10 protein-coding genes are annotated in these 11313 nt (G+C 51.5%); all 10 read right to left on the minus strand.

Going from position 1 to position 11313, the window contains the following annotated elements; genetic code table 11:
• Positions 1 to 36: 36 nt before the first annotated feature.
• Positions 37 to 564: a secA translation cis-regulator SecM gene (gene secM, locus AB3Y96_RS18205; RefSeq protein WP_072310089.1), complete on the minus strand. Its 528-nt coding sequence runs from the start codon at positions 562 to 564 to the stop codon at positions 37 to 39.
• A 259-nt stretch (positions 565 to 823) separates the two neighbouring features.
• Entirely contained in the window at positions 824 to 1741 is a 918-nt protein-coding gene (gene lpxC, locus AB3Y96_RS18210) for a UDP-3-O-acyl-N-acetylglucosamine deacetylase (RefSeq protein ID WP_025800356.1), read from the minus strand.
• A 113-nt stretch (positions 1742 to 1854) separates the two neighbouring features.
• Entirely contained in the window at positions 1855 to 3015 is a 1161-nt protein-coding gene (gene ftsZ / locus AB3Y96_RS18215; RefSeq protein ID WP_025800357.1) for a cell division protein FtsZ, read from the minus strand.
• Between the two features lie 69 nt (positions 3016 to 3084).
• Positions 3085 to 4341, minus strand: coding sequence for a cell division protein FtsA (gene ftsA / locus AB3Y96_RS18220; protein WP_004094542.1), 1257 nt, complete (start codon positions 4339 to 4341; stop codon positions 3085 to 3087).
• On the minus strand, positions 4338 to 5204 hold the full coding sequence (ftsQ, locus tag AB3Y96_RS18225) for a cell division protein FtsQ (RefSeq protein ID WP_025800359.1): 867 nt from the start codon (positions 5202 to 5204) through the stop codon (positions 4338 to 4340). The genes ftsA and ftsQ overlap by 4 nt, the downstream gene beginning before the upstream one ends.
• Before the next feature lies 1 nt (position 5205).
• Positions 5206 to 6126: a D-alanine--D-alanine ligase gene (locus AB3Y96_RS18230; protein WP_072310054.1), complete on the minus strand. Its 921-nt coding sequence runs from the start codon at positions 6124 to 6126 to the stop codon at positions 5206 to 5208.
• A complete protein-coding gene (gene murC, locus AB3Y96_RS18235) occupies positions 6119 to 7576 on the minus strand; it encodes a UDP-N-acetylmuramate--L-alanine ligase (protein ID WP_211095729.1) in 1458 nt (485 codons plus the stop codon). The genes AB3Y96_RS18230 and murC overlap by 8 nt, the downstream gene beginning before the upstream one ends.
• Before the next feature lie 105 nt (positions 7577 to 7681).
• Positions 7682 to 8761 (minus strand): undecaprenyldiphospho-muramoylpentapeptide beta-N-acetylglucosaminyltransferase, encoded by a 1080-nt coding sequence (gene murG, locus AB3Y96_RS18240; protein WP_072310052.1) that lies wholly within the window; start codon positions 8759 to 8761, stop codon positions 7682 to 7684.
• Positions 8758 to 9912 (minus strand): cell division protein FtsW, encoded by a 1155-nt coding sequence (ftsW, locus tag AB3Y96_RS18245; protein ID WP_230676541.1) that lies wholly within the window; start codon positions 9910 to 9912, stop codon positions 8758 to 8760. Before ftsW ends, murG begins: the two co-directional genes overlap by 4 nt.
• Before the next feature lie 83 nt (positions 9913 to 9995).
• Positions 9996 to 11312 (minus strand): UDP-N-acetylmuramoyl-L-alanine--D-glutamate ligase, encoded by a 1317-nt coding sequence (murD, locus tag AB3Y96_RS18250; protein WP_367299889.1) that lies wholly within the window; start codon positions 11310 to 11312, stop codon positions 9996 to 9998.
• Between the last annotated feature and the right edge of the window lies 1 nt (position 11313).

An 11313-nucleotide genomic window follows, 5' to 3' on the forward strand; every position in this document is an offset into this window, starting at 1 on the left:
CCAAATTTTATAGTGATGAGATGGTATAAAAAACAATTAGATATGGCGTAGCTGGGGTCCGGCACGAATGCCCTGAACCTGAGCAACCCAGAGTGCTGGCTTATGCGCGATAGGCGCAGTATCCGACTCAGGCATCAATAAAACGGGGGTAGAAGGCGTGATAGCCGGCTGTAGCGTTAACAGCGAGCTTAAAGAACTGAGTAACACCAGCTGCTGAGCATGCAGCTCACCAGCCTTGATATCATTGACGGGCTCACTCGTCGCTGCCTGCGGGGTCATGCGATAGCTTAGATGCCGAATCGCCGTGCGCAGCGCATGCTGATGCCAATAATCCACGGATTGGAAACTACCGCGGCGTTTGCTGGCCTGAAGCCAGGCGAATTCATTCGTGTTATGGGCGTTGATTAAACGCTGCAAGCTGGTAGAAGGATCGGCAACTTTAGTCTGTTCGGTATTCGCTAATGCAGTAGGCACACCAAGCGTAGCCGCGACCATCCCCCATAGGAGATGCGGCCAAAAATAGCGTCTGCCAAATTGTCGCCAACGATTGAGAATACCAATCACATCAGATTTCCGTATTTCCACTACACATAGGCCGCAGATTTTACCATTATTATTATCAATCCACATCAGGATTCATCAATACCACTCGATAGAAACAATAATAATGATGCGTTTACATCATAGTAGTTTGATTATGAAGAATTAAAGCAGGGAATAAAGCGCTAATAGAAGATTTAAGCAGGAATAAAAATTAGAACGACTGGCTTCATTAGCCGGAGAGAGTACTAACTCCGCCAGTCGTGATCAGAAACAGTAGGCGTTAAGCCAAAACTGTTGTTGGTGCGCGGAATGCGATTGGCATTTCGGCATCATCTTCAAACGTTACGTATTCCCAAGCTTCCTGCTTAGCCAATACTGCTTGTAACAGTTTGTTGTTCAATGCATGACCTGATTTGAATGCGGTGAACGCACCAATGATGTTATGTCCACACATGAACAAGTCACCAATCGCATCCAGCATTTTGTGACGAACGAATTCGTCTTCAAAACGCAGGCCATCTTCGTTAAGAACGCGGTAATCGTCCACTACGATGGCACAATCGAAACTACCGCCCAGGCACAAACCACGGGACTGTAAATATTCGATATCACGCATAAAACCAAAAGTACGCGCACGGCTAATTTGGCGCACAAACGATTCGGCGGAGAAATCCATCCGGTAACGCTGTGAGCTGGAATCAATCGCTGGATGATTGAAATCGATAGTAAAGTCTAAGCTGAAACCGTTATACGGAGACAGTTCAGCCCACTTATCGCCATCTTCAACACGCACAGTCTGCTTCAGGCGAAGGAATTTCTTCGCACAGTTCAGCTCTTCGATACCCGCTTCTAACAGCAGATAAACGAAAGGACTGGCGCTGCCATCCATGATAGGAATCTCTGCCGCATCAACTTCAATAATTAAGTTGTCGATACCTAAACCTGCCAGAGCAGCGTTTAAGTGTTCTACGGTAGAAATACGTACGTCATGCTCATTAACCAGGCAAGTACAGAGCATGGTATCACGCACGGATTTTGCATCAGCCGGAAAATCAACCGGTGGATTCAAGTCAGTGCGACGATAGATGACCCCGGTGTTAGCCGCGGCTGGGCGCATAGTCAGCGTGACCTTCTTGCCGGTATGAAGACCGACACCAGTCGCCTGAATAATACGTTTTAATGTCCGTTGTTTGATCATCGTTTTATCTCGCAGTGTTTATCCATCCAACCACCTTTAGCAAAGTTAACTTTATACTAAGGGCGGCGGGACAGTTTAGCACAAAGAGCGGAGATGCCAAATATCTGAGTAAATTAGTCAGCTTGCTTACGCAAGAAGGCTGGAATATCAAGATAATCTGGTTCTTTATTGCTCCCCTGAGCGGTTTGGTCGTTAACGACTTTGGCCGCTGCAGGTTTGTTTTCTTGTGGTAACGGAGACAAGCCGTGCTGCTGATAACGCTGGTCAATAACCGGCTGTGGAGCCTGTTTGCTTGTTACCAGTGTAATCTCAGGACGCTTATCCATGCCGATGCCGGTCGCAACGACGGTCACACGCAGTTCATCGTTCATCTCTGGATCCAGAGAAGTACCGATAACTACGGTTGCATTGTCAGAAGCGAATGCACGAATAGTGTTACCAACGGTTTCGAACTCATCTAAACGCAGGTCGAAGCCCGCAGTGATGTTAACCAGCACGCCGCGCGCACCAGACAGATCGATATCTTCCAACAGTGGAGAAGAGATAGCCATTTCAGCCGCTTCTTCCGCACGGTCTTCACCGCAGGCAATACCTGAACCCATCATGGCATAACCCATTTCAGACATGACGGTACGCACGTCCGCGAAGTCGACGTTCATCAGACCTGGGCGTGTAATCAGTTCCGCAATACCCTGCACCGCACCTTTCAGTACGTCGTTAGCCGCGCCGAATGCGTCTAACAGGGAAATACCACGACCCAGAACTTTTAACAGCTTATCGTTCGGAATAGTGATCAGGGAGTCCACGTGTTTGGACAGTTCAGCAATACCCTGTTCTGCAAACGCCATGCGCTTTTTGCCTTCAAAGTTGAAAGGCTTAGTCACCACGGCAACAGTCAGAATACCTAAATCTTTGGCTACTTCAGCCACAACGGGCGCAGCACCAGTGCCTGTACCACCGCCCATACCGGCTGCGATGAAGACCATGTCAGCACCTTCCAATGCAGCGCGCAGACCTTCACGGTCTTCCTCTGCAGAGTTACGACCGACTTCAGGGTTTGCACCCGCACCCAAACCTTTAGTGATACCACTACCGATCTGAATGGTTTGGCCGACAGCTGTTTTACGCAACGCCTGAGCATCCGTGTTAACGGCGAAGAACTCTACGCCCTCGATACGCTCGCGCACCATGTGCTCTACGGCATTGCCACCGCCGCCGCCGACGCCGATGACTTTAATCACCGCGTCATTGGTTAATTCCATTGGTTCAAACATAGTTTCTCTCCGTTTTGTGCCTGTCGCTTCGAGATCATAACGCGTAAGGATGATCTCTTTTTTTAAACATTAAAACTCTTTTCTCAGCCAGCCATTGATTTTCTTGAACCAATTGCCCACTGAAGCTCTTTTTTCTACTTCAGCCTCACCGCTAAGGTGCGACTCTTTTCCGTAATGCAGCAACCCAACCGCCGTTGAGTAGTAAGGTTCCTGCGCATAATCTGTCAGGCCAGTGATATTCAGAGGCTGTCCAATACGTACTTGCGTATGGAAAACCTGTTGTGCACACGCTGCCAATCCGTCGATCTGCGCGGCACCACCGGTTAACACGATCCCTGCTGCCAGATGATGTTTGACACCCTGCTGGCGAAGCTGTTCCTGCAACTGCAGAATTTCATCATTCACCAGATTTAACAGTTCTGTATAACGTGGTTCGATAACCTCAGCGAGCGTCTGACGCTGCAAGCTGCGCGGTGGACGTCCACCAACACTTGGTACCTCGACGCTTTCGTCTTTGCTGACCAACGTCCCCATCGCGCATCCGTAACGCACTTTAATCGCTTCGGCGTCAGTAGGAGGCGTTCCAAATGCATAGGCAATATCGCTCGTTACCACGTTACCTGCATATGGGATAACCTTGGTATGACGCAGTGCTCCACCGGTATAGACTGCCATATCCATGGTGCCACCGCCGATATCTACCACACAAACGCCCAGTTCGCGCTCATCCTCGGTCAATACAGCATAACTCGCTGCAAGTCCCGCAAAAATCAGTTGATCGACCTTAAGCCCACAGCGCTCAACTGCTTTGACAATATTCTTTGCCATATCATTATGGCAGGTAATCAGATGAACTTTAGCCTGCATACGCACGCCAGAAAGGCCAACCGGATTTTTGATGCCTTCTTGATAGTCGATGGCATATTCCTGCGGGATAACATGCAGAACGCGGTGCTCATCACGCACGCGAACAGACTTCGCGGTATGAACCACATTCTCTACATCTTCCAGCGTCACTTCTTCTTCGGAAATAGGAACCATCCCTATTTCGTTCTGACAACTGATATGTTTGCCAGAAAGAGCCAAATAGACTGAAGAAATTTGGCAATCTGCCATCAGTTCGGCTTGATCAATCGCGCGTTGGACGCATTTAACGACGGATTCCAGATCGTTAACACCGCCCTTATCCATGCCACGGGATGGGCAACTGCCCACACCGATGATATTGACCATGCCATCGGGCAGAACTTCCCCTACCAGAGCGGCTACTTTCGCCGTTCCGATCTCCAGTCCAACTACCAGTTTTCTGTCCGTCGACTTGATCATTGTTGTTTAACCTGTGCCTGATTCTGTTGCTGATTAGCGTTTTGCTGTGTCTGCTGGTCAAGCGGCGCTGGAGCCCATCCCACGGCGGCGCCGGTGTCATAACGCAGATCAACGTAGCTAATACGTTGATTGGTTGCCTGCGCCTGCTGCTGTAACGCGGGATAAAGTTCCTCAAACCGCGCCAGTCGTCCAGAAGGATCATCACGCCCCAGCTCAAGACGAATGTCGTTATCCAGACCTAGCTGCCATGAGTGGCGTGCACTCATTGACACCATTTTCAGCTTAAAATTATTCTTCGCCAGTTCCTGACTCATTGAGTGATAGCCTTCCAGCACATCATTTTCGCTGCCCTCTGGGCCATACAGCAACGGCATTTTCTGCTGCACTGTACGCTCTGCTGGCACGCTGAACGATTTGCCTTCGGCATCGACCAAACGTAAGTCATTCCAACGCGCGACCGGAACATACTCCACTAAATGGATCTTGAGTTCATTAGGCCACTGCTTACGCACGCTGGCCTGCTTAATCCACGGTAAACGCTCAATCTGTTGCTGGATAACATCGACGTTTTGCGTCATGAACGTGCCCGGAGCACCCAACGACAAAATCGCCTGCCGAATATCGTCATTCTTCGTGAAATGACGCTCACCGGTTACTACCAGCTTGGAAAGCGGCATGCGGCTGGCGTCTTTCATCCAGCTCACCACCATCCAGCCACTAACCACTATTGAACCCAGTATGATTAGTAAAAAAATCATACCAAACAAACGAATACCATTACTGCGACGCAGACCTGCACCACTACGGCGTTGGCCAGAACCGGTCGGCTCACGGTCGCGAGTGTTCAGGGCTGCCTGCGACATATCAGTTAGCCAGCTCCAAGATGCGGGCAACTAGCTGAGAGAAGCTCAACCCATACTGGCGCGCCGCCATTGGTACCAGACTATGGCTGGTCATTCCCGGTGCCGTATTCACTTCCAGCAAATAGAACTCTCCGTCAGCGTCCATCATAACGTCTACGCGTCCCCAGCCGCTGCAATCCAGCGATTTATAGGCCTTTCGCGCCAGCTCAGCCAGTTCACGTTCGCGCTCTTCGCTCAAACCGCTTGGGCAGAAGTATTCAGTCTTATCCGACAAGTACTTAGCTTCATAATCATAGAAGACTCCCGGCGCTTGTATACGAATTGACGGTAAAATCTCTTCACCCAAGAAAGCCACGGTGTATTCAGGGCCGCTTAACCACTTCTCAACTAGCACGTCGTCGTCATGGCGGAAAGCTTCGACCAGCGCGTCATCAAACTCGCTGACATCGCTTACTTTACTCATACCGACGCTTGAACCTTCGCGGCTCGGCTTAACAATCAGCGGTAAACCGAGCGCATTCAGCTCAACCAACATTTCTTGGGTTAAGCCTTCATCAAACTGGTCACGGCTGATGGCGACAAAAGGAGATACCGGTAAGCCAGACGCCTGCCAAACCAGCTTGGTACGTAGTTTGTCCATGGTCAGCGCCGAAGCCATTACGCCGCTGCCGGTATAAGGCAGTTGCAGGAATTCCAGAACCCCTTGCAGCGTTCCATCTTCACCACCACGGCCATGCAGAGCGATAAAGACCTTATCAAAGCCCGCGTCTTTTAATTGTGTCGCAGGGAAGTCTTTTATATCCACCGGATGCGCGTCAATACCCGCCTCTTTCAGACCATTAAGAACTGCTTGGCCTGACTGTAAAGAGACTTCACGCTCTGCGGAGGTACCACCCAGTAATACAGCAACTTTCTCAGCCATGATGTTTTTCATCCGTACTTGTTCTGTCAACGTTAATCGGCTGCAATTTCTGCTCAGCCAAAGTCCGCGCCACTTTGCCAATATTTCCGGCGCCCTGAGTCAAAATCAGGTCGTCATTTTCTAAAAACTGAGCCAGCGTTGCTGGCAATGTTGCAGCGTCAGACACCAGTACTGGATCTAACTTGCCACGGCTACGAATGGTGCGGCACAGGGAGCGGCTATCGGCCCCCGGAATTGGCGTTTCACCGGCGGAGTAAACATCCAGCATCAATAAAACATCAACCTGACACAACACATTCGCAAAATCATCATACAGGTCGCGGGTTCGCGTGAAACGGTGCGGCTGGAATACCATCACCAAACGGCGATCCGGCCATCCCGCGCGAGCAGCTTTAATTGTGGCGTCCACTTCGGTTGGGTGATGACCATAGTCATCCACCAGCATAGCTTTACCTTCTTTGCCGTTCACATTCTCCAGCGAATACTCGCCAAGGAAATCAAAGCGACGCCCGGTGCCTTGGAAGCCTTCTAGCGCACGTAGAATGTCTTCATCCGCAATCCCCTCTTCGGTGGCAACAGAAACGGCTGCTGCCGCGTTCAGGGCGTTGTGGCGGCCTGGCGCATTTAACGTTACGGCTAAACGAGGCTTATCCTGGCGACAGATAAAGAAAGTGCCTTGTGCGCCATTTTGCTGATAGGACTCGATACGCACATCCGCATCATCGCTAAAACCGTAGGTAATGATGTGACGTCCTACGCGCGGCAGTAATTCACGCACCACAGGATCATCAATACACATCACTGCGAGGCCATAGAACGGCAGGTTATGCAGGAAATTGATAAACGTCTGCTTCAGGTTCTCGAAGTCGCCATGGTAAGTATCCATATGATCGGCTTCGATATTGGTCACCACGGCAACCATCGGCTGTAAATGCAGGAAGGATGCATCGCTTTCGTCCGCTTCGGCAATCAGATAACGGCTAGAACCTAAACGCGCATGCGTTCCTGCAGCTTTAACCAAACCACCGTTTACAAACGTTGGATCTAAGCCCGCCTCCGCATAAATGCTGGAAACCATCGCCGTTGTCGTTGTTTTGCCATGAGTGCCCGCAATGGCAATACCATGACGAAAACGCATCAGCTCGGCCAGCATTTCAGCGCGGCGAATAACGGGAATACGGGCTTCACGCGCCGCAACGATCTCTGGGTTATCTGCAGAAATCGCCGTCGAAACTACCACCACGCTCGCGTCTTTGACGTTTTCAGGGCGATGGTTGAAGTAGATCTGCGCACCCAGTTCGGCTAACTGCTGCGTGACGGGGTTCGGCGCTAAATCAGAACCGCTAATTTGATAGCCTTCATTAGCCAACACTTCGGCAATACCGCCCATGCCCGCACCGCCGATGCCGACAAAGTGAATGTGCCGGACGCGACGCATCTCAGGCACCATGGTACGCAGTTTCGCGAGTTGTTGAGTATTTACGTTCTTATTCACTGTTTCTCAGTTCTGTCATTTTGGCCGGTGCTAACAACTAGCAACCCGCTCAGCGGTAAATTATTTCGCAACTTCACAAATCACGGCGGCGACACGTTCAGTCGCATCGGGAATTGCGGCAGCGCGAGCTTTCTCTGCCATTTCTAACAGGGTTTGACGATCCCATCCTGCCAACGTCGCCGTCACTGACTCCACGGTCAACTGTGGTTGTTCAATGATTTTTGCAGCACCTGCTTTTTCTAGCGGCAACGCATTCCAATACTGTTGGCGATCTTTATGCATGAACGGTACGAACAATGCTGGCAGCCCAGCGGCCGCGATTTCGCTCACCGTCAGAGCGCCTGAGCGGCATACTACGACGTCTGCCCAGTCATAGGCCGCCGCCATGTCATCAATAAACTCAGTCACTTTGTGCTGCGTCTGACCGACTTTTTCATAGTCGGCTAATACCGTTGGCAAAGCGCCCTTCCCTACTTGATGCCACAGCGTAATTCTGTTTCCCAGTTGTTCAGCAACTTTCGGCATGGTTTGGTTCAGGATGCGAGCCCCTTGGCTGCCACCAACCACCAGCACTCGAATCGGCCCCATACGGCCAGCTAAACGCTGCTGTGGAGTCGGCAACGCCAGAACGTCTTCACGCACTGGATTACCCACCACTGGCGCATTCGGAAACGCGCCCGGAAAAGCCTGCAATACGCGCTTAGCGATTTTAGACAGCCAGCGGTTGGTTAAACCCGCAATCCCATTTTGTTCATGCAGCACAATAGGAACACCGCACAGCCACGCAGCCAAGCCGCCTGGGCCTGAAACATATCCACCCATGCCTAAAACAGCGTCTGGCTTGTAGGCCTTCATAATGGCTTTAGCTTGGCAGACCGCGCGAAAAATGCGGATTGGCGCGCCTAGCTGGGCCTTCAATCCTTTACCACGCAGGCCAGAAATCTGAATAAAATCGATTTCGATACCGTGCTGTGGGACCAACTGGGCTTCCATTCGATCGGCGGTGCCTAACCAACGCACCTGCCATCCTTGGGCCTGCAAATAATGGGCGACAGCTAAACCAGGGAACACATGACCCCCGGTGCCACCCGCCATTACCATCAGGCGTTTATTCTGTTGATGATCAGCGTTGCTACTCATCGGGAACCCCTTACTACCGCCTGTGCTTTTTCCAGACGAGTTTCATAATCAATGCGTAACAGTAATACCAATGCGGTCGACATAATCAGCAAGCTAGAACCACCGTAACTAATTAGCGGCAGCGTCAGACCTTTGGTCGGCAACATCCCTGCGGCAGCCCCAACGTTAACCAGTGCCTGAAAACTAAACCAAATACCGATGGCGCAGGCTAAAAAACCGGAAAAACGCTGATCTGCCTCTAACGCACGACGTCCGATGGACATAGCACGAAAAGCGACGAAGAATACCATTAACAAAGCAAGAACCACACCGAAATACCCAAGTTCCTCGCCTAAAATTGAGAAAATAAAGTCGGTGTGCGCCTCAGGTAAATACTCCAGTTTTTGCACCGAGTTACCCAAGCCCTGTCCCCAGAATTCACCGCGGCCAAAAGCCATCAGCGATTGCGTTAGCTGGTAACCGCTGCCGAAAGGATCGGCCCATGGATTCCAGAACGACGTCACGCGGCGCATACGATACGGTTCGGCAATAATCAGTAGCACAACGGCAAAAATACCGGAGCCGATAATGGCTAAGAATTGCCACATCTTGGCACCCGCCAAGAACAGCAAACCTAACGTGGTAACGAATAGCACCACCACCGTGCCCAAGTCAGGCTGAGCCAGCAGCAGCACCGCTAATACCACCATCACGCCCATCGGTTTACAGAAGCCCCAGAAGTTCGAACGAACCTCTTCAACTTTGCGCACCAGATAGCTGGAGAGATAGCAAAACAGCGCTAGCTTAGAGATCTCTGCGGGCTGAATACGCAGTGGACCAAACGCAATCCAACGCGAAGCACCGTTCACCGAGCTCCCGACCACGAGAACAATCAGCAGCATCGCAACGGCCATCAGTAATAACGCGTTGCTATAGCGCTGCCAGATTTCCATCGGCACGCGCAGCGTCACCATGGCCAATCCAAACGCCAATGCCAGATACAAGGCATCACGTTTTGCAAACAGGAAAGGATCGTCTGCTAAACGCTGGCCAATTGGCATGGATGCTGATGTCACCATCACAAAGCCAATCGCCGCCAAACCAAAGGTCAACCAGAGCAAGGTACGATCGTACAGCACCACCATCGCCGCATCGCTCTCGCCCGCCCCCATCACCCACTCACGCAAACGCGTGATTAAGCCAAAATGCGGCAACGAGAATTTAGGGCGCGGTAACCGCGGGAGTCGCAGACGCATCAGCCAAGCTCCTTGGCTAAACGGCTGAATTCGCCGCCGCGTTGTTCAAAGTTTTTAAACTGGTCAAGGCTAGCGCAGGCCGGAGACAACAGAACCATATCGCCGGTTTTCACCTTAGCAGCGATTATCCGCATGGCTTGTTCCATGGTCTCTGTCTGCTCGGCAATTTCAGGACGCAAAGCAGCGAGCTGCGCGCCATCACGGCCAAAGCAATACAAGCGCACGTTATCGCCTTGCAGGTATTGCGCCAATGCGCTGAAGTCTGCTGATTTGCCATCGCCGCCGAGCAACAGATGCAAAGTGCCATCAACGTGCAGGCCATTGAGCGCCGCTTCAGTGCTGCCAACGTTGGTGGCTTTGGAATCATTAATCCAACGCACGCCGTTATGTTCCAATGACAGCTGGAAGCGATGTGCCAAACCGGTAAACGTCGTTAGTGCTTTTAAGCTTGAAGCTCGTGGAATACCAACGGCATCCGCCAGCGCTAACGCAGCCAATGCGTTGGTGAAGTTATGTTTACCGGTGACTTTCATTTCACGCGTATTGAGCACTTTTTCACCATGCACGCGCAGCCAAATCTCACCCTGCTGGCGATTCAGATGATAATCACCCACGTCGGCACCAAAACTCACGCAGCGCGAATCCGCACCGCGAATCGGCATCGTCAGAGCGTCGTCGGAGTTAACCACGCAAACTTTGGCATTTTCATACACACGCAGCTTGGCGGCGCGATATTGCTGCAATCCGAGCGGATAGCGATCCATGTGATCTTCGGTGACATTCAGGATCGTGGCCGCAGCCGCTCGCAGGCTATTGGTGGTTTCTAACTGGAAGCTAGAGAGTTCAAGCACGTAAAGATCGCACTCTTGCTTAAGCAGCATCAGCGCAGGCAAACCGATATTGCCCCCCACGCCAACGTTCCAGCCTGCTGATTTAGCCATTTCGCCCACTAACGTTGTCACGGTGCTTTTACCGTTAGACCCCGTAATAGCCACAATTGGCGCCTGCGCTTCGCGGCAAAACAGCTCGATATCACCCACAATCTCAACACCTGCTTCTGCCGCCACGCTGAGCGCAGGGGAAGCAAGTGCAATTCCGGGACTTGCAACGATGAGGTCGGCATCCAGCAGCCACTCTTGGTTCATATCCCCCAAGTGACGCTCGACGTTTTCCGGCAGCTTATCCAGCCCCGGTGGAGAAATACGGGTATCGATAACACGTGGCGTTACGCCACGAGCCAAGAAGAAATCAACGCATGACAGGCCCGTAAGCCCAAGGCCAATGATGACGACTTTCTTACCCTGATAGTCCACCATA

The organism is Hafnia alvei, from assembly GCF_964063325.1.
Taxonomy (GTDB): Bacteria; Pseudomonadota; Gammaproteobacteria; order Enterobacterales; family Enterobacteriaceae; genus Hafnia; species Hafnia alvei_B.